The sequence below is a fragment of the Leifsonia sp. NCR5 genome, from assembly GCF_002105485.1.
Taxonomy (GTDB): Bacteria; Actinomycetota; Actinomycetes; order Actinomycetales; family Microbacteriaceae; genus Leifsonia.
Genome location: NZ_NCSR01000005.1, coordinates 123,204 through 145,897 on the forward strand (window position 1 = coordinate 123,204; position 22,694 = coordinate 145,897).

A 22,694-nucleotide genomic window follows, 5' to 3' on the forward strand; every position below is an offset into this window, starting at 1 on the left:
GACCGTCCGCGGTTCGAAACAGCTGCATGATGTTCCCTTCGTCAGACCGCCGGAACGCGGTCGAGGTTGAAATAGCTGCGTGCATCCGCCGGCCGGATGTCAGCGACGGCGTCGTCGAAGATCCTCATGGGATGCGGCGAGTAGGGATGCTCGGCGATGGCATCCAGATTCAGGTCGATGCCGAATCCCGGCCGGTCGGGGATCAGGATGTCGCCCTCCGGAGTGAGCTGCACGGCCTCGTTCGAGATGTCGCTGCGCCACGGGACGTCGACCGCCATGATCTCCAGGTAGCGGAAGTTGGGCATGGCCGCCCCGAGCTGGAGCGTCGCAGCGGTGCTGAGTGGCCCGGACGGGTTGTGCGGGGCGAATGGCACGTAGTGCGCGGCGGCGAGCGTGGAGATGAAACTGAGCTCGAGCAGACCGCCCGCGTGGGTGACGTCGGGCTGGATGAAGTCCACCGCACCCCTCTGCAGCACGGGCAGGAAGGCGTTGCGGCCGAACCAGCGCTCGCCCGCCGCGATCGGCACAGGCGACTTCGACCGGATCTCGACCAGGGCGTCGATGCTGTCCGGCGGGCTCGGCTCCTCGAAGAACACCGGCTGGAACTGCTCCAGCTCCCTGGCGACCCGGATGGCCGTCGGCACGTCGAACCGCCCGTGGCCCTCGATGAACAGTTCGACGTCATCGCCGACGGCGGCGCGCACGGCGGCGACCGGCTCGAGCATCCGCTCCAGGTCCAGCCGCCCGACCGTGAGGTCCACCGCCTCGAACGGGTCCCACTTCAGCCCCCGGAAGCCCTGGGCGACCGTGGCCACCGCCGCAGCAGCGAACTCGTCCGGGGTGCGTGCGCTGGAGAACCAGCCGTTGGCGTAGGCGCGCACCCTGTCCCTGGTCTGGCCGCCGAGCATCCGGTGTACCGGTACGCCGAGCGCGCGGGCGGAGACGTCCCAGAGCGCGAGCTCGATCGCGCTGAGCGCGGTCATCGAGACCGGGCCGCCGCGCCAGTACGAGTCGCGGTTCAGCTCGTACACGATCTGCTGGATGCGCGTCGGGTCCCTCCCGATCAGGCGGTCGGCGAGCTGCCGCACAGCGCCGACGACGGCGAGCTCCTGGCCCTCCAGGGTCGCCTCGGAGACGCCGGTGATCCCTTCGTCGGTGTGCAGCAGCACGAGCACCAGATTGGTGCGGTAGAAATCGACGAGGACGGTGTCGATCGCGGTGATTCTCATCGGGCGGTCATCCCTTCACGGCGCCGGCGGTCATACCGCTGACGACGTAGCGTTGTGCGAACAGATAGAAGGCCACGGCGGGCAGCGTGAACAGGAGCGCGACCGCCATGATGCTCTGGATCGAGGTGTCCTGCTCGCCGATGAACCCCGCGACGCCGACGGACGCGGGCTGAAGACCCTTGTCGAAGACGAAGGTCACGGCGAAGACGTACTCGTTCCACGCGCTGAAGAACGCGATGACGGCGGCGGCGGCGATCGCGGGTGCGATCAGCGGCAGGATGATGCGGAACAGGATGGTCGGCGGTCGGCCGCCATCCACCCGCACCGCCTCGTCGAGTTCCCGCGGAACCCCGTCGATGGCGCCCTTCAGGATGAGCGCGACCACCGGAAGCGCGAAGGCGGTGTCGGCGAGGATCAGGCCGTGCAGGGAGTTCAGCAGCTCGAACCGCCGGAAGATGGAGAACAGCGGAACCACCAGCAGCGCCTCCGGCAGCATCTGGGTGAAGAGCAGCAGCAGCCCGATCAGGACCTTCCCTCGGAAGCCGAACCGCGAGAGTGCGTATCCGAGCGGAATACCGAGGCCGATCGCGAGCACGGTCGTGCCTGCGGCGACGATCAGGCTGTTGAGGAGCCAGCCGAGCACCTCGCCGTTCTCGAGGACGTCGGCGAACACCCCGAGCCTCGACAGGTCGGGCAGCAGGTTCGTGCCGGAACCGAATAGCTCGCTGTCCGGCGTCAGCGCGGTGACGAACATCCAGTAGATGGGGAAGATCGCCAGACCGAGCACGATCAGCACGGCGAGCATCCTGGCGGTGACGCCGAATCGCGTGGTGCGCATCATGACTCCTTTCCTGCCGCGCGCACGACCAGCCGGCCGCCGACGATGACGATGAGCGCGATCACGATGCCGACCATGCCGATGGCGGCGGCGGTGCCGAGCTGCTTGGACTCGAACGCCTGTGAGTAGAGGTCGATCACCAGGGTGCGGGTGGACCCGAGCGGGCCTCCCCTGGTCATCAGCCAGATGAGCTCGAACCGGCGCAGCGACCAGATCGTCATCAGAACCACGAGCAGGCCGATGGTCGGCTTGAGCACCTGCCAGGTGACGACGCGGAACACGGTCCAGCGCCCTGCTCCATCGACGGATGCGGCCTCCACGAGTTCCTGCGGCACGGACTGCATCGCGGACAGCAGCACAACGGCGACGAACGGGACGAGCTGCCAGATCGTCGTGATCAGGATCGCCGTGAGCGCCATGTGCGAGTTGTCGAGCACGCCGCTCGGTCCAGGATCGATCCCGATGGCGCGCAGCAGCTTGGTGAGGATGCCGTACTGGGGGTTGAGCATCCACGTGGCGATCAGCGCGACGGCGATGCCGGGCGCCGCCCACGGGACGGTCACGAGCGAGCGGGCGACGGCGCGGCCGGGGAACCGTCCGTTGAGGAGCAGCGCCACGAGCAGGCCGAGCCCCACGGCTCCGACGACGCATGCGATCACGTAGATCGCGGTGGTCAGCAGCGTCTGACGGAAATCGGGGTCGGCGAACACCGACAGATAGTTCGCGAGCCCCACCCACACGCTCGCGGTGGGATTGAGCAGCGTCGTCCTGGTGAAGCTCAGCCAGACCTCCTGGCCGAGCGGGACCAGCTGGAAGAGCAGGATGTACGCGGCGGCGGGCGCCAGGAAGATGTACGGGGTCCACGGGCTGCCGACCACTCGCCTGCGACGGCGGCGGCTCGGCGACGCGGAGGATGGGGGCGGTGCCGTGGGGTGCGGCGCGGCCCCGGGGACCGCGCGCCCACGCGCGGTCCCAGAGGTCGTGCCACTCACTTGCCGACCAGCTCCTCCGCCTGCTTCTGGGCGTCGCGCATCGCGGTCTTCATGTCCTTCTCACCCTTGAGCGCGGTGAGCACCTGCGTGACGATGATGTGTCGCAGGTCCGGAGTCTGAGCGCCGAACCCGACGACGATCTGCGGAACACCGGTGTCGGTCAGGCTGTCGAGCACCGGCAGGAACGGGTACTTCTCGAGGCTCGCCGCACTTCGTTCGGTGGGCGTGGCGACGCTGCTCGCGCCGAGGATCTCCTGCAGCTTGACCTGCTGGGCCGGCTTCAGGAGCCAGTGGATGAAGTCCAGGGCGGCATCCTTGTGCTTGCTGTTCGCGTTGACCACGATCGGGGCGATGAGCGCGCCCTGCTTCTTCACCGGGAACGGGATGGGCGCAACGGAGAAGTTGAGGTCGGGGTTCGCCGCCGTCGTCGCGGTGACGTACCCGCCGTTGTTGAGCTCCATGCCCACCTTGCCGTTGGCGAACATCTTGCGGAACGTCGCGGCGTCAGCGCCCTTCGGGATCACGTTGTCGTCGTAGAGCTTCTGGTACGCCTCGAGACCTTCGACCACCTTCGGCGAGTCGATCGTGAGCTTCTTGCCGTCCGACCAGTTGCCGCCGAACCCGAGCACGTAGTTGAAGATGTCCTGCCAGACACCGGCCTCCTCGGCCTGGGTCTGCCGGAAGGCGAGCCCGTACGTGTCGCCGGCCGTCAGCTTCTTGGCCGTCTGCACGAACTCGTCGAACGTCTTCGGTGCTTCGGGGATGAGGTCGGCGTTGTAGAACATCGCGTAGTTCGCGTCCTCGAACACGACGCCGTAGCGGTGATCGTCCACCGTCAGGTACTTGTCCGGCGCCGCGATGAGGTCCAGCTTCTTCGCGTCGATCTGGTCGTCGAGGGGCTCGAGCAGTTGCGATCCTGCTGCCGCCTCGAACTCGGGCATGTCGAAGCGCACCAGGTCGGGGCCCTCGCCGCCGCCCATCTGGGTGAGCACCGTCTGCCCGAAGGTGGGATACGGAACGGAGGCCGGCTTGATGGTGACGATATCTTGGCTGGAGTTGTACTCGTCGAGCAGTTTCTGCAGCCCTGGACCGCGTCCGGGGTCACCGAGTGTCGATGCCGCGAAGGTGATCGTCGCCGGGCTCGGCTTCCCGGAGGAGCCGGACGGCTCTCCCGACGAGGACGAGCATCCCGCGAGAGCGAGGGCGCTCGCGCTGATGCCGGCGACCAGGGCGATCATCCGTGCGCTGCGTCGTGAACGTGCGTGCATGGTCTACTCCTTCGTAAACGGTGCGATTGGCGGGTTGGTGTGCAATTAGTAATAATACTAACAATAGGTCTAAACGCAAATAAGCCTCAGAATGCAGTCAGGGGCGGATAGGGTCGCACTCATGGCTGATCTGCACGCCCAACTCGTTGAGAAGCTCGGGTTGAGAATCGTCCGCGGCGACTACCCACCCGGGACGCGCATCGACCTCGATGCGCTGGAGCCCGAACTCGGCGTGAGCAAGACGGCCATCCGAGAGGCGTTGCGGGTGATCAGGGAGAAGGGGCTCATCGACTCCTGGCCGCGGCGCGGCACGATCGTCAACAATCGCGACTCCTGGAAGCTGCTCGACGGCGACGTCATCATGTGGAGGCGCGCCGCCCGCCGTGACGACGACCGCCTGCTCTCCGAACTGTCACAGCTGCGCGACGTTATCGAACCGGCAGCAGCGCGCCTGGCCGCCGAGTACCGTGACGACGACGACATCGCCGCCCTCCGCACCTCGTTCGCCGAGTTCGAGGCGGCCGGCCACGATGTGGAACGTCTGGCAGCCGCCGACCTGGACTTCCACCTCCGCCTGCTGCGCTCCACTCACAACGAACTCCTGATGCGGCTCGACACGGTGGTCGTCCACGCTCTGGATGCCCGTAACCGCATCCAGCACCACCCGGGAGCAGGATGGCTCGACCCCGTGCCAGACCACCGTCGCGTGCTCGAGGCTGTCGAGGCGGGCGACACCGTCGGCGCCGAGGCCGCGATGCGTCACGCGATCCGCGAGTCGGACGAAGACCTCCGCAGCGGAGAGCCGCCGTTCGAGACCCCGGCCTGATCGGCCCCGCGGCAGAGCCCAGAAGCACGGGGTGCGCTGCGTGGGCTCGGGCGGAGCGAGGAAGGCTGTGCTCACGCCGTCGGCGGAGCTCCTACAGCTGCCAGGACGCATCCACTTCGTGGAAGATGTCGAGCGAGGCGCGAGCACGGTCGGGGTCGGCCCTGGCGAGTGCGAGATACAGGGCGTCCACGACCGCCAGGTGCGTTAGGCGACCGGAGAGCGCCTCGAATCGGAACGAGAGTTCCCGTCCGCTGGCGATCAAGGAGTAGTCGGCGCGATCGGCCAGGCGGGAACGCGGAAAGCTGGTGATCGCGATGGTGGGCACGCCGCGGCTCCGCACAGCGTCGAGGCACCGGATGGATTCCCTGGTGGCTCCCGTGTGGCTGATGACCAGGCAGCAGGCGTCTTCGGCGATCGTGCGGCTTTCCAGATACTTCAGGTTGAACTCGAGCGGCGCGCTCACCTTGATGCCGATGGAGGCGAACTGGTCGTGCGCACTCCTGGCAACTTGGTACGACGCCCCGTAGCCGATGATCAGGACCTCGCTCGCCTTGCCGATGACCGAGACCGCTTCCTCGAAGACGAGCGGATCGATGCTGCTGGATGCGTCGCTGATGACCTGGGCAGAGAACGACATCACCTTGACCAGGACATCCCCAGGGGCATCGCTCGGGTCGACCTGGTCGTAGACGAAGTGGGTGAGCGAGGTCGTCTCCCTCGCCAGCGAGATCTTGAGGTCCTGGAAACCGCTGAAGCCGAGGGTGCGGCAGCATCGCACCGTGGTCGACTCCCCCGATCCCGCACGCTCGGCGACCTCTCCGACGGTCATGTGGATCACCTCGTCCGGATGTTCGAGGATGAACAGGGCGACACGCGCTTCGCTGGGCGACAGGGTAGGCAACAGCGAACGGATGCGCGCCAGGATCGACTGCCCGGGGACGGAGTACTGCTTAGACATCGCTGCTCCCCAATTGTTGAAGGTCTCGACACTAGATTCCTGCGTCGCAGCGCCCGCACTGGAATGCCACTCCGACGTCGAGCCATGCGCTTGGAACTTCGCCCGACAGTACCATGTCGCCTCGCGCCCCCTCGCTCATGCAGGCCAGTGCCGCAGCGTCCGAGCCGGCCCCGACGGCGGACAGCGCGGTGCCGCCCTCGGCGAGGACACCCGCTGCCGCAGCGGTGAACGCGTCGCCCGCGCCGATGGTGTCGATCGGGGGCGTGCGCAGCGTCGAGTCGGTGTGCGTCCAGTCCGACCACGCGGACGCGGGCCGCTCCTGGAACCGCACCCCCTGCGCGCCCTCCGTGACGATTCGGAGGCGCGGTTCCTCCGCAGCATCGGCGAAGGCAGCCGCGAAGTGGTCGAGCTCCTCGGAGGAGCACTTCACCGCATCCACCCGGCCTGCGAGGTCGGCGATCTCGGCGTCGGTCGCCTCGCGCAGGCTCGCCTCGTACCAGGTGAGCCCGCGGCTCGCGGAGACCAGACGGCCAGAGGCCGGGCCCGCGACATCCGCGATGACCAGGTCAGCGTCGCGTGCGAACGCCACGACGGATTCCGGCAGTTCGTCCGGGCGCGGAATCTCCAGCCGGTGCCCCCGAGGGCGATCGCAGCGGGGACAGGTCAGCAGGAGACTCGCGGAGCTCGACGACGTCGACAGCGCCTGGAAGACACGCGGAGTCAGATACCCCTCCCGTCGCACGACACCGCTGGTGCCGACTCCCCACCGGCGCAGGTCCTCTTCCACGAGGTCGGCCGCACTGTCCCGTCCGACCAGGGAGACGAACTCGACGTTCCAGCCGGCAGCCGACAGCCGGACAGCGATGTTCGCGCCGGTGTTGCCGACGGCGGCTCTGGCGTGGCTGGAGGTTGCTGACGCCGCGACGAGGTCGAGTGCGACGGTTCCGATGACGACGGCGGTCCTCACGAGGCGCGCCTCGATCTGCTCGCCCCCGACACATAGCGATCGCGAAGGAGCAGTTCCGCCGTTCCGAGCACGGAGTACGCGAGCACCGACAGGACCAGTGTCGCGAAGATTCCGGCCCACATGTCCGGGTACTGGAAGTTCGCGCGGGAGAGGTTGATGAACGTCCCGACCCCGCGGCCGGTCGCGATGTACTCGGTCAGGATCACGCCGGTCAGAGCAGCGGGGAGCGCGAGTTTGGCAGCAGAGAAGATGCCGGGGATCGAGCTCGGTAGACGCACGAGGAGCAGGGTCTTGGCGGGGTTCCCGCCGAGCACGGAGGTGAGGTCGATCAGACTGCGGCTGGGTGACCGCATCCCGGAGACGATGTTGATCAGCGCAGGGAAGAACGTGATGATGACGCAGACCACGACCGAGGTCGCCGGTCCCCGGCCGACCAGCATGAGGAGGACAGGAGTGATGACGATGACCGGAACCACCCCGACGATGATCGCGATCGGCATGATGGCACGTTCGGCGATCCGGCTCACCACGACGACGGAGGCGAGCACGAGCGAGAACACCACCGAGATCACATATCCGAGCACCAGCATCAGAAAGGTGTCGCCCAGGGCCGCCAGCACCGGCACGAAGTGGGCGGGATCGCTCAGCAGCGACAGCACCTCGATCGGACCGTGCAGATAGGTGTTGTGCGGTACCAGCAGGTAGCCGATCTCCCACAGGACGAGGACGACCAGCACGGGAACGAGACCGGCCAGGATCTCCCGCCCGAGAACGCCAACGCCGCTCATCCGACGCTGTTGCAGAGTTTCAGTCGACATCGTGCAGCTCCGAGGTCCAGGGGAAAGCGCGGGAGACCAGGCCGACGACGAGATAGGCCGCTGCACAGGTCAGGGTGATGACCACGCCGAGCGCGTATGCGCGCGGCGCGTTCAACTGGCTGAGAGCGTTAATCATCAGCACGCCGATGCCGTTGGCGCCGCCGAAGTACTCGGCCAGCGTCGTTCCGAGGATCGCCGCCGGTCCCGCAATACGCATCGCGACCAAGAACTCCTTGGTGGCCGCCGGCACCTGAACGCTCCAGAAGTGATGCATCTTCGTCCCGCCCAGCACCTGAGTGAGGTCCTCCCACGCCTGGTGCTTCGCCGTCAGCCCTTGCTCCAGAGCGAGGTAGACCGGGAACACCACCGACGAGGCGGCGACGACGATCTGCGGACCGGGCAGCGGCAGGAGCAGGAAGAGCAGTGGCGCGATGGTTGCGAGCGGCAGGCAGAACAGGATGGTGACCTGCCGCATCATGGGACGGCGCAATGGCACGATCGCGACCGAGATCGCCACGAGGACGACCGCCACCAGGACACCGACGAGGAGTCCGATCGAGGCGGTCCCGAGAGTGAATCCGAGCGCTCGCACGATGATCGACCAGTCGGCGACGAGTGCGCCGACCACCGCGCCAGGCGATGGCAGGATCAGCCCGCCGCCTGCGAGGTTCGCCGACGCCCACATCCACACGGCGATGAGTGCGACGAAGGTGATCGCCCCCGGGGCGACGACCACGACGAGGCGGGAGAGTGGGGAGGCTGTCCGCAGCCCATGCGCGCTACTGGACAAGGCTCGCCCGCAATGTCTCGCTCACGGAGGTGCACACGTGGAAGAACTCTTCGCTGGTGACCAGGGCTGGCGTCCGTGGGCGGGCGAACGGCACGTCGATGATGCGCTCCACCCGTCCGGGTCGGCTGCCCATGACGACGACGGCGTCGCTCAGCAGCACGGCCTCGCTCACCGAGTGGGTGACCATGACCGTCGAGATCTTCTGGTGCATCCAGATGCGCTGCAGCTCCATGTTGAGGCTCTGGCGCAGCAGCTCGTCCAGCGCGCCGAACGGTTCGTCGAGCAGGAGCAGCCGGGGGCGGATGACGAGCGCCCTGGCGATCGAGACGCGCTGCCGCATTCCGCCGGACAGCTGCGCGGGCCGGGAGCGTTCGAAGCCGCGGAGCCCGACAAGACCGATCAGTTCGTCCACGTACTCGGGATCGCGGGGCAGCCCTGCCATCTCGCGCGCGAACTCGATGTTCTTGCGGATCGAGCGCCACGGCAGCAGCGCAGCGTCCTGGAACGCCATGCCCACTTCATGGGACTTGACGCGGACCTTCGGCGCCTCTTTCCCGAGCAGGATCGTCCCCGAGGTCGGGGATTCGAGCGCTGCGAGGCTTCGGAGCACAGTCGACTTCCCCGAACCGCTCGGGCCGACGAGCGAGTAGAACCCGCCGGCGGGAACCGTGAACGAGACGTCCCGGAGCGCTTCGAACGCCCCGTCGGAGGTGGCGAAGGACTTGGAGACGTTCGCCACCTCGACGTCGATGGGCCGGAGGTCCTGACCTGTCGAATTGTTGCTCATGGGTCAGCCGTTCGTGAGGGGAGGTAGCTCGCCGAAGCTCGGGTCCTCCTTGTGGATCTCGTCGAGCAAGGACATGTCGACGTAGCCTTTGCCATCGAGCGGCAGATGGGTGCCGAGGATGCTGTTCAGTGTGGTCATCGCCAGGGTCATCTCGTCCCCTCCCATGTACCCGATCCCCTTCTTCTCGCTCGTCGGCGAATAGAACAGTGGAATCGCGTCTTTCGCGGCCCGTGTCTCGGAGGCGACATCGAGGCCGAGGGAGTCGCCATACCGATCCACCGTGATTTTGCCGGCGGCGGACGGGTCCTTGATCGCTTGCAGCTGACCCTGCAGGTCTGCCTTCAGGAGACCTTTGATGAGCGTGCGCTTGGTCGGGTCTTTCAGGTCTTGCTTGCGGACAGTGTAGACGTTGACGTAGTAGCCGTAGCCGTAGTCCTGCAGGAGGAAGTACGTCGAGTCGACACCGAGCTTGGCGAGCGCGGCGGGTCCCTCGTTGCTGAAACCGAGGTACGCATCGATGTCACCGGCGACGAGTGGGTCCGGTCCGGTCGTGATCGGCACGATCTTCACCTTCGAGGTGTCGATGTCGGCCGTCTTCGAGAACTGGTTCCACACCGAGAGCGCGGTGGTCGAGATGCCGACACGCTTGCCCTCCAGGTCCGACGGCTTCTCGATGCCACTTCCGGCCTTGGAGATGAAGGAGAGCGGGCTCTTCTGGTACATCGTTCCAACGATCTCGAAGTCGCCTCCCTTCTGATTCAGGGTGGCCGGCTCGGTGAATCCGGCGAACGCGACGAGCGCCTGCCCGGAGCTCAGCGCCGCCATGAAGTCGACGTTCGGTCCACCGGTCTGGATGGTGACCTTGAGTCCTTCGTCCTTGTAGTAGCCCTTCTCGTCGGCGAGATAGCTGCCTGCCCAGGTCGCGTTCGTGATCCAGTTCAGCTGCAGACTCGCGTCGGTGAGGCCTCCCTTCCCGTCGGAAGATGTCGACCCGGAGCACCCGGTGAGCAGGGTGGGGACCATCGCAACGGCGATCACGCTCGCGAGGACCATGGACCTCGTGCGGGGGGATATGGCGCGATACTTCATTGTTACTGCCATCCTTTCAATTCAATGTGCGGTGTGGAACGGTGTGAGATCGATGTCGTAGATCACGTCGCCGAAGGTCGACCGGCTTCCCCAGCCGACGTCGATCTGCCGGACGCGACCCAGCGCGCCGACGACGAGGAGCAGCAGCACGATGGAGCCGACCTGTTCAGCAGCGGCGGAGTCTCCGGGAACGAGCAGCCCGACATGCGGGACGTGTTCGGGGAGCTCACCGAGCGTCGCCAGGGCGATGCTTTCCTCGCGTCGGCTGTAGAAGGCGAGCACGCCCGTTTCGCTCTGGCGCGGCAGGATCATCTGGTACCGGCCGTGGGCGAAGTTCCGGTACTCGGAGACGCTGAGCCATCCCAGGTCGGATTCGGCGAACTTCGAGTCGAGGTCGACGGCGGCCGACTTGGTGTCAGGACCGTGGAGGAAGACGAGCAGCTCGCGGCCGAGAGCGGACTCCAGCAGGGTTGCGAGATCGTCGACCGCTGCGTCGACGTCGGTCCACTCTGGCGCAAGACCGGCGAGTGTGCTCGGCAAGGAGCCGAGCTTGTCGGGGAACGCCTCCGCGTATGCTCGCGCCAGGACGATCGCCTGGGCGAGGAGCGAGTTGACGGCGACCCAACCGTGCGTGTCGGGGAGCAGTTCGTATTCGAAGACGGGCGTCTCGGTGCCGGCGAGGAGGTCGGCGCCTTTCGAGTTCCGTTTGCCGGAGAAGACGGCGCTGGGTGCCGCCTTTCCAGCCAGGACGGCGCAGGCGGCGAGCGAGTCGCTGTGCGAACCGCTCGCCGTGACAAGGAGGACGGTCGTGCTGTCGGCCGCGTCGTCGAGCTGGTAGATGTCCATCGGCTCACCGATCGAGGCGAGCTGACCGGTCGCCTTCTTGTGCAGCGCGGCAGCGAGCTGGGCGGCCGCGAGTGAACCTCCGGCCCCTACGGCGAGCAAGGGGGCGTCGGCGCGCGACCGCAGCCACGCGGCGAACTCGCTGACGTCTTCGGTGAAGGACCGCTGGTACGTCAGCGGCATCTCGCGCAACTCGTCCTGGAACTCCATGACGGTGTAACGCTCGAACGTGTGGGTTTGGGTGTTCATCATTCCCTTCGGGGTCGACAGACGTTCGTCTCTCATGCGGTGGCGTAGATGGTGTCGTTGTTCGGGTCCGACGGCGCGTTGAAGACGCTGACGCCGGAGAAGCCCGCTTCGCGGAGCGAGTCGATGTAGTGCTCCCTCCCCCACATCCCGCCTGGCGCGATCCCATCCCTCCTCCGCGCCAACGGGACGCAGTGGAACAGACTGAACATGAGGATTCCCACCGCGTGCGGGTTCGCGATGTTCTCCTCCATGTCGGCGTTCGCGCTCAGCTCGTGGAGGTAGAAGGTGCCGCCGGGGGCGAGGGCGGCGTGTGCTGCGCGGAAGAATCGTGCCGGGTCGCTGAGGTCGTGTGCGAGGTTGGCGGCCATGATCAGCCCGAACGGACCATCCGGCAGACCGTCTTCCACATCCATCACCTCGAACGCGACGTTGGCCAGGCCGTCGGCGCGCACACGTGCGACGGCCACCGCGTCGGGGGACTGGTCGACGCCGAGGAAGGTCGAGGCCGGGTAGGCCGTCGCGAGCGAGATGAGTGCGTCGCCAGTGCCGCATCCGACGTCGAGCATCCGGATGCCCGCTGTCAGAGCCGGGGCGATGCCCAGGACGGGGATGACCTCGTCGTGCAAGGCCTTCGCGAAGATCGGCGCGCTCTCACTGGTGAGTGCTTCGACGATGTCCCCCTCGTAGAGGTCTCCTGACAGGCCGGCTCCTGTCCGCATCGCTTCAAGCAGGGGACCTTCGAGCTGGGCGAGCGCCGCGATCTGCGTGGTGATCCGCGACCAGTGCTGCGGGCCTCCGGCCGCGGTCAGCGCGGGCACGAAGCTCGGGCGCACTCGGAACAGCGGCTCTCCGCCATCGTTGCCGCGCACCTCCAGCAATCCTCCGGCGCACATCGCCCATGCCCACTCCTGCAGATACCGCCGATCACACCGCGAAGCCTCCGCGAGCTCCGGCACCGAACGGTAGACGCCGTCGCCGGCGATCTCGAACAGGCCGAGGTGCTCGCCGATGGACATCCCGAGCACGAGCCATCCGTGGTTCATGATCTCGGCGATCGCATCCGTCGAGGCTGCGATCTGTTCGGCCGAGGGGCTGACGACCGCCGTTGGTGTAGTCATGCGACGATGGTATGGCTTCGAGCACCATGTTGTACAGTAGCAATTGGAATTTTCTTCCAAATCCGTCGAATGGAGCACCGGTGCCCGATACAGACACGGCGAACACAGCGCCCAGAGGCGCTCTCCCACCGGTGGCCGCCATCCTGGTCATCGCCCTGTGCGCCGCGAATCTCCGGACCATGCTCGGCGTGATCGCGGCGGCGTCGGCGACGATCGAGGCCGAACTCGGTGGCAGTGGAGTGCTGGTCGGCGCGCTGTCCACCGGCATGGTCCTCCTGGTCGCGGTCGGCAGCACCGTGGTGCTCGTCGTGAACCGCCGGGTCGGTCCGCGCGCGGCGGTGAGCATCTCACTGCTTCTCACAGCCCTCGCGCTGGTGATCCTCTCGATCCCCGCGACGCCGATGTTATGGGTGGCGATCGTTCCCGGCGGCCTCGGGGCCGGGATGCTCGGCGCCCTCGTTCCCTGGCAGGTGAGGGAACTCGCGCCCGGTTCCACCGGGGCGGGGATCGGCGCGATGATGGCCGGCTCGTCCCTCGGCCTGCTGGCCTCGACACTTCTCGCGGGGTGGGCTGCGTCCGCGCTGGGCACCTGGCGCCTCGCTGCCCTCCTCTTCTGCGGGCTTGCGGTGGTGAGCCTCTGCGCCTGGCTGCTCGCGGCTCGACGCCGGGGAATCGACCGGCCGACCTCGCTCGCTGCGCCGACCGATCCAGGGGGTGAGAAGCGGGTGGGAATCCGCGCAGTACTCGCGCTGCCGTGGTTGGTGCCGCTCATCCTCTTCGCCGGGCTGCAGGCGGCCGCCGCGTTCGCCCTGCTCGCCTGGCTGGGCCCGTCCGCGATCCACGCCGGCTGGGATCCATCGCAGGTCGGCATGCTTCTCGCCATCTTCTCCACTGTCCAGGTCGCCGGTGGAGTTCTCGCCCCGTTCTGGGCCCAGCGGACCGTGGCGCCCGGCCGGCCCGTCATCGTCGCGAGCGCCATTCTGCTGGCCGGCTCGGTGGGGATGGTTCCCCTCTTCGGCTGGGTGGACTCCGCCGGCTCTCCGTGGGCTTTCGCCTGCCTCACGGTCGTCGCCATCGGGCACGGCTCGACGTTCGCTCTGGCCAACTACATCGTCGCCGCGCGGTCCGCGACAGCGGGCGAGGCCGTGGCGGCCGGCGCGATCCTTCTCTTCCTGTCGCAACTGCTCGGCGCGGCCGGACCCGTGGGCTTCGGGATCCTGCGCGACCTCACCGGCGGATTCACGCTGCCGTTCATCGCGTGCGCCGCTGTGAGCGTCGTAATCCTCGGAGTATCGCCCAGCCTCTGGCGGCGCGAACGCCGCGGACGTCACGACGCCGCTGGGCCCCGCGTCCAGGAGAGGAAGCCCGAGGCGAATCCGCACTGAAGCGAGCGGGGCAGTTCCCCTCCTGCGGCGATGGTCCGGATGATGTGCTCGAGGACGCCGGCGATATCGCTCGTCACCCAGGCGGCGTGACCGTCGCCTCGCGAGGAGAATCCGAACGTCGTCAGCCCGTTGGCCGGGGCGAGCTCGCACAGGCGGTCGCCGGCGCGACCGGCGGAGCTGACAACCACCCCATCGGGTCCGGAGCGTTCGAGAATGCCGGGGAACACGCGCGCGGCTTCGGCCTCATCGGTAAAGCTGCCGAGTGATACCCGGTCCACGGAACGGTTGTCCGCTCCCTCTCCGAACGCCGCAAGGAACCCCGCGGCGATGCGCCGCTGCGGCGGAAAGTCCGGGCCCGTCACGAGCGTCACGCGCGGTTCGCCGGGCAGCTCGGCCGCGAGGGAGCCGAGCGCCGCATAGCCTTCGTCCCACGCCCAGTCGATGAAGTGGATGCCCGCGAGTTCCGCGATGTCCTCCGGCCGATCGCTGAGCACCACCGTTCGCCCGCGCGCCCGGGCGCCGATCGCCCAGTCCGTCAACGAGCTGCCGTGCGCCAGGACGGCCATCCAGCTCGGCGGGATGCTCGCCGGTGGCGACGCGCGCACCTCCACGGCGATGCCGTCGGCCGAGGCACGACGGGCCGCTTCGACCCCGGCGTCGACGAAGCCGTCGTCGCCGGGGGGCCCGTCGAGGACGAGGCCGATGACGGCGCTCACGAGTCGGCCGCGAGTGCGGGGCTCCAGTACTGGCGCCCGTGTGCGCGTTTCGTGGCATCCATTCGGCTCAGCTCGCGGAGCCCGGCGACGAGCGTCTCTGCGGCGTTCTCCATGCCTGCCCCGACCATGAGCGTCTTGCCGGACGGGAAGTTGTCCGTCACTCCTACGACAACGCCGGTACGGCGACCGAACAGGGTGCCCAGCGTGACGACTGCGGACGCCTCGCGGTCGTTGCACAGCACGCCGGCCCGGATCCAGTAGTCGAGCACGTCGGCGTGCGAACGCTGGAAATACCCGCCGACCGATGGCCGGCCGTTGCCGAGCGGATCGGAGTCCGTCGAGCGGGTGAGACCGACCCGGTATGGGACCTCCGCGCTCTCCGCGCCGCTCACGAGCGCGGCGACCACGTCATACGACGGGGCGGCGGGGAAGCTCGTGTCGACGTAGGCCTTGGTCATCCCCTCCTCGCGCACGACCCCCGACGAGATCACGACCTGCCCGGGGCTGACGAACGGATGGAGTCCAGCGGCCGTCCCGAAGTAGACGAGCACCTCCGCGTCCGAGTGGTCCATGATCTCCACCAGCGCCAGCTCCAGCTCAGGCGAACCGCTGCCAGTGGCCACCACCGTCACCGCCGTGCCGTCCATGTCGGCCGTGTAGACCTGGAAGAGTCCCGTCGCACCCACTTCTCTGGCGGGCCCGAATTGCCGGGCGAGCCGCAAACCGTGGGGCTCGTCGTGTTCTCCACCGAGCGGATCGCGCACCGTGAACACGACGTAACGACCGACGTCGCGCGGGTCGGTGCCGGTCAGTGCTGGACGGCCGTCGATGGTGAGCCCCCGCGGAGGGAGCACGTCGCGGTAGCCATAGCGCGCCCAGGCCGAACCGCGGATAGCCTCGATCTGCGCGCGTTCGGCCTCGGTGATGTCCGTCGGGTCAAGCTGTCCGGCCATCGTCACCCTCCCGAAAATCCGTCACGCCGATCTGTTCGCGATACCGTCGCCAGCTCGAGCGTGCGAGCGGGCGGTCTTCTGGTGGGCCGATCTGGCCGATCGCGACTGCCGCGGCGGCCATCGCGCTGCGGAGCGCCTCGTCGAGATCGCCCCCAGCTCGCGCGTACTCGGCGATGAAGGCGCCGGAGAAGGCATTGCCCGCCCCGGTGACCTCGACGACCTCCGGGCCGGGCGGGGGCGCAGCTGCACGGATCCGGCCGTCGCGCGAGACGAGTGCGCCCGCCGACCCGAGGCGGAGGGCCACGGTGGCTGCCCCGAGCTCGTGGAGCTCCGCGATCAGGTCGTCCGGCGATCCATCACCGCACAGGCTCACCGCCTCGTCGCGGTTGATCGACAGCACGTCGATGGAATCCAGCACCATCCGGATCCGCTCGCGCTCGGACGGAAAGCACACGCTTCCCGGAATCTCCCAGAGCACGGGCGAGCCGGCCAGACGCTCGCTCGTGAACGCCTCCCAGAATCCCGGATGCCACCCGCGGAAGACATAGTAGGAGAGCGGGCGGCGGACGCCCGCGGTGAACTCGCTCGGCATGGTGCGCAGCGCGACATGCGCATCCCAGTCGGGGATCGGCTCCTCGGAGCGAACCTCGCCGCTGTACGTGACGCGCGTGCGCGATGTCCGCCCGCCGCTGACCAGGAGTCCGTCGTCGCGGATGCCGAGGGACGCCAGTTGCGCGCGATACGGCTCGAAGTCCTCGCCCACTTTGCAGGTGATGGCCACCTCGTCGAGAACCAGCGCGGCACCGAACGCGGCCCAGAACCCCGAGCCGCCGAGGATACCGGCGTCGACACGACCGTCCCTCCGGTGGAGATCATCGAGCACGACCCTCGACACGACGAGAAGATCGGGCTGCGGGCGGGATCTCTGTGGCACTTCGCTCATGCACTGCTCCTCACGACGGGGGCCAACTCGACACCTCTATCTCTACCGCAATCTGGCGCAGAATGCCAGCATGTATTGCAGATCATGGAGCCGAGCACCATTGGATGCAGGGGTCAACGCCCGGATGGCCTACCGGGAAACCCGAAGCCCTTCTCGCAACGACAAAGAGAGCCCGGCCGATGGCCGGGCTCTCTGTGATATGACTCGCGACTCGTCCAGAACAGATGTCCCGACTCATCACAGTGTGGCGAGTGAGGGATTCGAACCCCCGAAGGCTACGCCGGCTGATTTACAGTCAGATCCCTTTGGCCGCTTGGGTAACTCGCCGTTGGCGCTCCCGACCACCAGTGTTCTCGTGATCGAAGGCGCTCGACAAGAATACTGTTCCAACGCCCGCAGACGAAATCAGCGCACGCCCAGCCGGTTCCCGGGCGTGGCAGGGTCGGCGCCCGCCTCTGCCGTCGGCAGATTCGCGCCGGGCAGAAACGCTCGCGCTCGGTGGCCATCCCTTCGCAGGATGGGCGCATGAGCACCATGACGGACAACACACCGGACCAACTGATCTTCAAACGTCTTCTCGAAGAGCGGATCGTCTTCCTCGGCAGCGAGGTCACCGACGACTCGGCCAACGAGATCTGCGCCCAGCTCCTGATCCTCAACTCGATCGAGCCGGAGCGGGACATCTACCTCTACATCAACTCGCCGGGCGGCTCGATCACCGCGGCGTTCGCGATCTACGACACCATGAACTTCGTGCAGGCCGATGTCGCGACGGTCGCGCTGGGCTTCGCCGCGTCGGCCGGGCAGTTCCTGCTGTCCTCCGGCGCGGAGGGCAAGCGGTATGCGCTGCCGAACGCGAGCGTGGTGATGCACCAGCCGCACGGTGGCTTCGGGGGGACGTCGGCGGACATCCAGACCCAGGCGAAGCAGATCCTGTACTTCAAGAAGCGCATGGCCGAACTCACGAGCGTGCAGACGGGCAAGCCGATCGAGCAGATCCTCGAAGACGGAGACCGGGACCGCTGGTTCACGGCCGACGAGGCGCTGGCCTACGGGTTCGTCGACCACGTCGTCGGGTCGACCCGCGCGCTGCCGAAAGGCTGAGCCGTGCTGCACGTCGAGGTGGAGGACGAGACGGCGGCGCAGCACCGACCGGTGGATGCGCGGGATGCGCAGCGTATGCGGGATGCGTCAGGCGGCCAGCAGTACCGCCGCGGCCGGCCCGTCCTGCGGGGGCTCGGCGATGCGGAGGTCGGCGGGCTGCGCGTCGAGCAGGTCGGCGAGGCGGAGGTCGACGGAGATGCCGGGCCCGAAGGCGCCCGCGCTGCCGCTGCTGCTGCCGATTCCCGCGGGAGCGAGTTCGCGGACCGGCGCTGCCGTGCGGGTCTCGACGGGACGAAGACCGACGCGGTCGGCGGTGGCGAACTCGGCGGCGACCCTCGTGAGCAGCTCGCCCTCGCTGATGTCGAAGACACGGCACAGCGTGGCGAGGATCTCGGAGGAGGCCTCCTTGCGACCGCGCTCGATCTCCGACAGATACGGGATGGAGACGCTGGCCGTCTCGGACAGCTGACGCAGCGTCTCACCGCGTTCCAGCCTCAGCCGCCGGAGCACGGCCCCGATCGCATGTCTGAGCAGCATGTCCCCTCCTCGTCCGTCGACGTGTCCGCCAGCCTAGGCGCGCACCCGCCGACGCGCCCGCACCTCCGCACGATTCTGCTCACGGCAGAATCCGCGACCCGGGCGCCGCCGCCGCACGCGCCAGCGCGAGCGCGCCGACCACGAGCGCGCATCCGGTGACCCACCCGGCCACCATCGCCCCGGCCAGCAGGATCACGAGCACCCCGCCTGCTCCGCACGCCACAGACAGCGCCACCAGCCCGGGATGCGCGCCGACCCCCGGCCGCACCGCCGCACGTTCCGCGCCGGCACCACCAGCCGTCGCGCGCCCCGCCGTTCCACGCCGCGCCCCACCGCGCCCCGCCTCCGCGCGTCCGGCCACCGCGACCAGCGCGGCCACCGCGACGCCCACCGCCGCCAGCCACATCCCGCGGGTCGCCCACCAGTCCGGCGTCAGCGGCTGCGGCAGCGAGACCCCGGACAGCAGGAGCAGCCCGGCGAGCGCGATCAGCGCGAGCATGTGCCAGGAGTAGATCGTCATCGCGCGGGCGTTGACGGCCTGCACGACGGCGGAGAGCATCCGGTTGCCCGCGAGCCTGCGCAGGGTGGGTCTTGCCAGGGAGAACAGTGCCAGCTGGGAGACGCCGAGCAGCACCAGGGCGAACGTGGGCGGGTTGAGGTTGGCGAGCAGGTCGAAGGAGTACACCCCGGTCGCCGCGAGCACGAACAGCGTGGCCGTCGCCCCTGCGGCGAGCGCGACGAGCGTGCGGCGCTGCAGGCCGGAGACGGTGCCGTCCGCGAGCCAGAATCCCAGCTGCTGCACCAGCAGCCAGACGAAGAGGAGGTTCGCGAAGCCGACAACCGTGACGCCAGTGGATGCGCGGACCACGTCGACACCGACCGCGAGCGCCGCCAGCACGGCCACCGTCGCAACGGGGAACCGTCTGTGCGCGGCGACCAGAGCCGGCACCGCCGCCGTGCACAGCACGTACACGCCGAGGAACCAGAGCGGCTGGCTCAGCCGGAACCCGGCGACGGCGACCAGCTCCGGCGGAACACCGCACAGCGTCAGCACCGCCAGGACCACGGCCGAGGCGGCGATGGCGGTGGCTGCAGGGAGAAGGAGGCGGCGCATCCGGCCGGCGAGGTAGGCGGCGGGCGTCGTGCCGCCGGCGCGCATCCCGGACCAGTGCAGGAAGCTGGAGAACCCGCCGAGCACGAAGAAGAGGGGCATGACCTGCGCCAGCCAGGTGAGCGCGGGGAGGCCCGCCCAGCCGTCGAGGGCGTTCTCGAGCACGGGTGCGCCGTCGTGTACGCTCACGCCGACCATCAGCGCGTGCAGCAGGACCACGACCACGAGGCAGGCGGCCCTGGCGAGGTCGACCGCCGCATCCCGTGCGCCCGCACGAGCACCCGCACCGCCACCCGCGGCCGCACCCGCCCGACTCCGCGCTGTGCCGCTCGCGGCATCCCGCACCGCCTCCGGCGCGAACGAGACCGACATAGGTTTCCCCTTCCGTCCGGCCCCCTGTGGGCCGTCTCCGGAAGGTTCTCAGCGGGCTCGGCCGGCGGTCGTCCGCCCGGGGAGCCAACCCGTCCCCCTACCGCGGTAGGGGTCCAGCGGCAGGGGTCCAGCGCCGTTACGGCGCCGGTTCCACCAGCCCGGCGTCGAACGCCAGGATCACCGCGTGCACGCGGTCGCGCAGTCCGAGCTTGCTGAAGATGCGGCTCACGTGCGTCTTCACCGTCTGCTCGGCGATGAACAGGTCCGCCGCGATCTCGCCGTTGGACTTGCCTCGGCCGATCAGCACCAGGATCTCGCGCTCCCGCTCGGTGAGGTCGGCGAGTTGCAGCGCGTGCCTGCTTCCGGCCGGGCGCTGGGCGGCGAACCGTTCCAGGAGCCGTTTGGTCACGCGCGGGGCGAGCAGCGCATCCCCTGCCGCCACGATGCGGACCGCCTGCACCAGATCGCCGGGGGTCGCGTCTTTCAGGAGGAAGCCGCTGGCGCCGGCCGAGAGGGCCTCGTGTACGTAGTCGTCGGCGTCGAACGTGGTCAGGACGAGCACGAGCGGCTGGTGCGGTTCGCCTCTGCCCGTCGGGTGGATGAGCTCGCGGGTGGCGTCGATGCCGTTCATCCCCGGCATCCTGACGTCCATGAGTACGAGGTCGGGCTTCAGCCGCCGGGCGAGCGTGACCGCCTCCTCGCCGTCCGCCGCCTGACCGACCACCGTGATGTCGTCCTGGGCGTCGAGGATGGCGGCGAACCCTGCCCGCACCATCGCCTGATCGTCGGCGATGAGCACGGTGATGGTCATACTGTTCCTCTCGACACGACGGGGATGCGCGCTCGGACGACGAAACCGCCGTCGTCCATGCGCTCCGCCTCCAGACTGCCACCCAGCAGGGCGGCGCGCTCGCGCATCCCGCGGATGCCGTGTCCTCCGGTGTCCGGAGCCGGTGCGGAGGCCGGTCGCCCCGGCGCGCGCTCGTTGCGCACAGACACGTCGAGGGCGTCCCCACTGCGGTCGAGCGTCACGACCGTGGATGCGCCCGTCGCGTGCCTGGCCACGTTGCTGAGGGCCTCCTGCACGATGCGGTACACCGTCAGCGACACGGCGGGGTCGAGGGCGGCGACGTCCTGTGCGGCCACCCGGTCGTCCAGGCGCACGGCCCCACCGGCTCGGGATGCGCGCGCCACCAGCCCGGCGATCTCGCCCACCCCAGGCTGCGGCGCCGTCTCCACCACCGTGTCCTCGCTGCGGAGCACACCGAGCAGCGTGCGCATCTCGCCCATCGCCGCACGCGCGGTGGCCGCGAGGTCGTCGAACTCCTCGGCCGCCTCCTCGCTCAGCGACGGGATGCGGTACCTGGCACTCGACGCCTGCACCTGGATGGCCGACATGCCGTGGGCGACCACGTCGTGCAGTTCCCTGGCGATGCGGGTGCGTTCCTCCGCGATCTCGCGGCGGGTCAGCTCGGAGGCGGAGATCTGCTGCTCCCTGAGCAGCTGTCGGCGCACATCCTGCCAGTTCACGACCAGCGTCGCGCCCAGCATGGCGGCGGCCGTGATCGACCAGAAGACGATGAGGTCGGCGGTGATCGCGCCGGAGGTCGCGGGCGGCCGGGCTGCGACCAGGGCGACCAGGATGCTGCTGAGGGCGCCGCCCGCCCAGCCGACCAGGCCGACCCGCCAGTCGGAGCGCAGCGTCGCGATCACCAGCACCAGCGCGCTGGCGACGATCGTCGGCACCGCGACCGGCCACGGGCTCGCGCCGTCCGGCACGGACGCGAATCCGGCGGCCACCAGAGTCACCACCGAGATCACGACGGCAAGGCGCGGCGAGACGATCGCCAGCACGATCGACGCCGCCTGAGCCACACCGAGGCCGAGGGCGATGACCACCGGGATGCCGTACAGCGTCGAACCGAGCGCAGAGGTCAGCGCCAGGATCGCCACGGCGGCGGTCGAGCCGATCCCCCAGAGGAGGACGAGCATCCCGTCGAGCCTGGTGCGCAGCGGTGGATGTTCGGCCGTCATCGTCATCTCCTTGGTCCGTCCGCGCACACCAGCACTCCGTCCGGCCGCGTCTCCGCGGCCTCGACCTCATCCAGCACCGCGGCGGGCGCGGCCGCCGCAGCACGCTTCGCGCGCCGCCGGGCTGCGAACCGCATCCCCGCGTCGAGCAGCACACCGGTCAGGAGTCCCATCGCGATGCCCGCGAGCATCCCGAGCAGCGGGTTGCCGTGCAGCCAGTGCCCGGCGAGCAGTCCCACCGTAACGCTGTACGCCGCCCAGGACAGACCGGCGAGGACCGACAGCCCGAAGAACCGGCGGCGCGAGAACCCGGATGCTCCCGCGACGAGGTTCACGGCGACCCGTCCGACCGGGATGTAGCGCGCGGTCAGCAGCAGCACGGCGGCACGGCGGTCGAGGCCGTCGCGCGCCCAGCCGAGGGCCGCCTGCATCCTGGGCCTGCGCATCCAGCGGAACCGGGTGAGCCCGACGCCGCGACCGATCGCGAAGGTGACGTTGTCGCCGACGATCGCACCGATGGCGGCGCAGGCGACGATGATGGCGATGTTCGGCTGGCCGAGCGTGATGCTCGCCGCCGCTGCCGCGATCACCACCGACTCGCTCGGCACGGGAGGGAAGAACGCGTCCACGAAGACGACGGCGGCGACCAGCAGGTAGATCCACGGCGACGACACCGCCTGCGCGATCAGTTCGTTCAGTGCGTCCATCCCGTGCTCCCCTCGGATACGGGCGGAGATTTCCGCCCGTATCCGACGTTAGGGAGACGGGAT

The 22,694-nt window shown here is 68.7% G+C and carries 23 protein-coding genes and 1 tRNA gene; 3 read left to right on the plus strand and 21 right to left on the minus strand.

The features are described 5' to 3' along the window. Window positions 1-41 precede the first annotated feature (41 nt). From B7438_RS06345 to B7438_RS06360, 4 genes are all read right to left on the minus strand, one after another. Window positions 42-1,229: a mandelate racemase/muconate lactonizing enzyme family protein gene (locus tag B7438_RS06345; RefSeq protein ID WP_085368712.1), complete on the minus strand. Its 1,188-nt coding sequence runs from the start codon at window positions 1,227-1,229 to the stop codon at window positions 42-44. A gap of 7 nt (window positions 1,230-1,236) precedes the next feature. Then, window positions 1,237-2,070 carry a carbohydrate ABC transporter permease gene (locus B7438_RS06350; protein WP_210724011.1) on the minus strand — a complete coding sequence of 278 codons (834 nt, stop codon included), beginning with the start codon at window positions 2,068-2,070 and terminating at the stop codon, window positions 1,237-1,239. Continuing rightward, window positions 2,067-2,945: a carbohydrate ABC transporter permease gene (locus B7438_RS06355; RefSeq protein ID WP_085368714.1), complete on the minus strand. Its 879-nt coding sequence runs from the start codon at window positions 2,943-2,945 to the stop codon at window positions 2,067-2,069. The genes B7438_RS06350 and B7438_RS06355 overlap by 4 nt, the downstream gene beginning before the upstream one ends. Before the next feature lie 110 nt (window positions 2,946-3,055). After that, the gene (locus B7438_RS06360) at window positions 3,056-4,327 is read right to left on the minus strand and encodes a sugar ABC transporter substrate-binding protein (protein WP_085368715.1); all 1,272 of its coding nucleotides are present in this window, start codon (window positions 4,325-4,327) and stop codon (window positions 3,056-3,058) included. A gap of 121 nt (window positions 4,328-4,448) precedes the next feature. Here B7438_RS06360 and B7438_RS06365 point away from each other — a divergent pair, with 121 nt between their 5' ends. Further along, window positions 4,449-5,153: a FadR/GntR family transcriptional regulator gene (locus tag B7438_RS06365; protein ID WP_179150739.1), complete on the plus strand. Its 705-nt coding sequence runs from the start codon at window positions 4,449-4,451 to the stop codon at window positions 5,151-5,153. A 91-nt stretch (window positions 5,154-5,244) separates the two neighbouring features. Here B7438_RS06365 and B7438_RS06370 read toward each other — a convergent pair whose 3' ends face one another. From B7438_RS06370 to B7438_RS06405, 8 genes are read right to left on the minus strand one after another with little or no spacing between them, the layout of a single operon-like run. Beyond that, window positions 5,245-6,111, minus strand: a complete 867-nt coding sequence (locus tag B7438_RS06370; RefSeq protein WP_085368717.1) for a MurR/RpiR family transcriptional regulator — start codon at window positions 6,109-6,111, stop codon at window positions 5,245-5,247. A 31-nt stretch (window positions 6,112-6,142) separates the two neighbouring features. After that, on the minus strand, window positions 6,143-7,078 hold the full coding sequence (locus B7438_RS06375; protein ID WP_179150740.1) for a carbohydrate kinase family protein: 936 nt from the start codon (window positions 7,076-7,078) through the stop codon (window positions 6,143-6,145). Next, window positions 7,075-7,896, minus strand: a complete 822-nt coding sequence (locus B7438_RS06380; RefSeq protein ID WP_085368719.1) for an ABC transporter permease — start codon at window positions 7,894-7,896, stop codon at window positions 7,075-7,077. Before B7438_RS06380 ends, B7438_RS06375 begins: the two co-directional genes overlap by 4 nt. Then, entirely contained in the window at window positions 7,886-8,632 is a 747-nt protein-coding gene (locus B7438_RS06385; RefSeq protein WP_085368720.1) for an ABC transporter permease, read from the minus strand. Before B7438_RS06385 ends, B7438_RS06380 begins: the two co-directional genes overlap by 11 nt. Before the next feature lie 43 nt (window positions 8,633-8,675). After that, window positions 8,676-9,473, minus strand: coding sequence for an ABC transporter ATP-binding protein (locus B7438_RS06390; protein ID WP_085368721.1), 798 nt, complete (start codon window positions 9,471-9,473; stop codon window positions 8,676-8,678). A gap of 3 nt (window positions 9,474-9,476) precedes the next feature. Further along, on the minus strand, window positions 9,477-10,526 hold the full coding sequence (locus B7438_RS06395; protein ID WP_179150741.1) for an ABC transporter substrate-binding protein: 1,050 nt from the start codon (window positions 10,524-10,526) through the stop codon (window positions 9,477-9,479). Window positions 10,527-10,583: 57 nt separating this feature from the next. After that, a complete protein-coding gene (locus B7438_RS06400; protein ID WP_143465667.1) occupies window positions 10,584-11,690 on the minus strand; it encodes a hypothetical protein in 1,107 nt (368 codons plus the stop codon). Further along, on the minus strand, window positions 11,687-12,772 hold the full coding sequence (locus tag B7438_RS06405) for a trans-aconitate 2-methyltransferase (RefSeq protein WP_085368724.1): 1,086 nt from the start codon (window positions 12,770-12,772) through the stop codon (window positions 11,687-11,689). Before B7438_RS06405 ends, B7438_RS06400 begins: the two co-directional genes overlap by 4 nt. An 80-nt stretch (window positions 12,773-12,852) precedes the next feature. Here B7438_RS06405 and B7438_RS06410 point away from each other — a divergent pair, with 80 nt between their 5' ends. Then, entirely contained in the window at window positions 12,853-14,157 is a 1,305-nt protein-coding gene (locus B7438_RS06410; protein ID WP_179150742.1) for a CynX/NimT family MFS transporter, read from the plus strand. On the opposite strand, the gene B7438_RS06415 is transcribed toward B7438_RS06410, so the two are convergent. The 4 genes from B7438_RS06415 to B7438_RS06430 form a co-directional block, all read right to left on the minus strand. Further along, entirely contained in the window at window positions 14,100-14,873 is a 774-nt protein-coding gene (locus B7438_RS06415) for a hypothetical protein (RefSeq protein WP_085368726.1), read from the minus strand. The genes B7438_RS06410 and B7438_RS06415 overlap by 58 nt on opposite strands. Continuing rightward, window positions 14,870-15,826, minus strand: coding sequence for a hypothetical protein (locus tag B7438_RS06420; RefSeq protein ID WP_085368727.1), 957 nt, complete (start codon window positions 15,824-15,826; stop codon window positions 14,870-14,872). The genes B7438_RS06415 and B7438_RS06420 overlap by 4 nt, the downstream gene beginning before the upstream one ends. Further along, a complete protein-coding gene (locus B7438_RS06425; protein WP_085368728.1) occupies window positions 15,810-16,769 on the minus strand; it encodes a carbohydrate kinase family protein in 960 nt (319 codons plus the stop codon). The genes B7438_RS06420 and B7438_RS06425 overlap by 17 nt, the downstream gene beginning before the upstream one ends. Window positions 16,770-17,014: 245 nt before the next feature. Continuing rightward, window positions 17,015-17,096 (minus strand) — tRNA-Tyr (locus B7438_RS06430). 177 nt (window positions 17,097-17,273) lie between these two features. Between B7438_RS06430 and B7438_RS06435 the strand changes: the two genes are divergently transcribed. Beyond that, the gene (locus B7438_RS06435) at window positions 17,274-17,873 is read left to right on the plus strand and encodes an ATP-dependent Clp protease proteolytic subunit (protein WP_256921898.1); all 600 of its coding nucleotides are present in this window, start codon (window positions 17,274-17,276) and stop codon (window positions 17,871-17,873) included. Between the two features lie 87 nt (window positions 17,874-17,960). Here the strand turns inward: B7438_RS06435 and B7438_RS06440 are convergent, their stop codons facing one another. From B7438_RS06440 to B7438_RS06460, 5 genes are all read right to left on the minus strand, one after another. Beyond that, a complete protein-coding gene (locus tag B7438_RS06440; protein WP_085368730.1) occupies window positions 17,961-18,410 on the minus strand; it encodes a helix-turn-helix domain-containing protein in 450 nt (149 codons plus the stop codon). Window positions 18,411-18,489: 79 nt separating this feature from the next. Next, entirely contained in the window at window positions 18,490-19,893 is a 1,404-nt protein-coding gene (locus B7438_RS20960) for an acyltransferase (RefSeq protein ID WP_085368731.1), read from the minus strand. 136 nt (window positions 19,894-20,029) lie between these two features. Continuing rightward, complete coding sequence (locus tag B7438_RS06450; RefSeq protein WP_085368732.1) at window positions 20,030-20,704, minus strand: response regulator transcription factor; 675 nt, start codon at window positions 20,702-20,704, stop codon at window positions 20,030-20,032. Continuing rightward, the gene (locus B7438_RS06455) at window positions 20,701-21,927 is read right to left on the minus strand and encodes a sensor histidine kinase (RefSeq protein ID WP_085368733.1); all 1,227 of its coding nucleotides are present in this window, start codon (window positions 21,925-21,927) and stop codon (window positions 20,701-20,703) included. The genes B7438_RS06450 and B7438_RS06455 overlap by 4 nt, the downstream gene beginning before the upstream one ends. Window positions 21,928-21,929: 2 nt before the next feature. Then, window positions 21,930-22,631 (minus strand): DedA family protein, encoded by a 702-nt coding sequence (locus tag B7438_RS06460; RefSeq protein WP_085368734.1) that lies wholly within the window; start codon window positions 22,629-22,631, stop codon window positions 21,930-21,932. Window positions 22,632-22,694 lie beyond the last annotated feature (63 nt).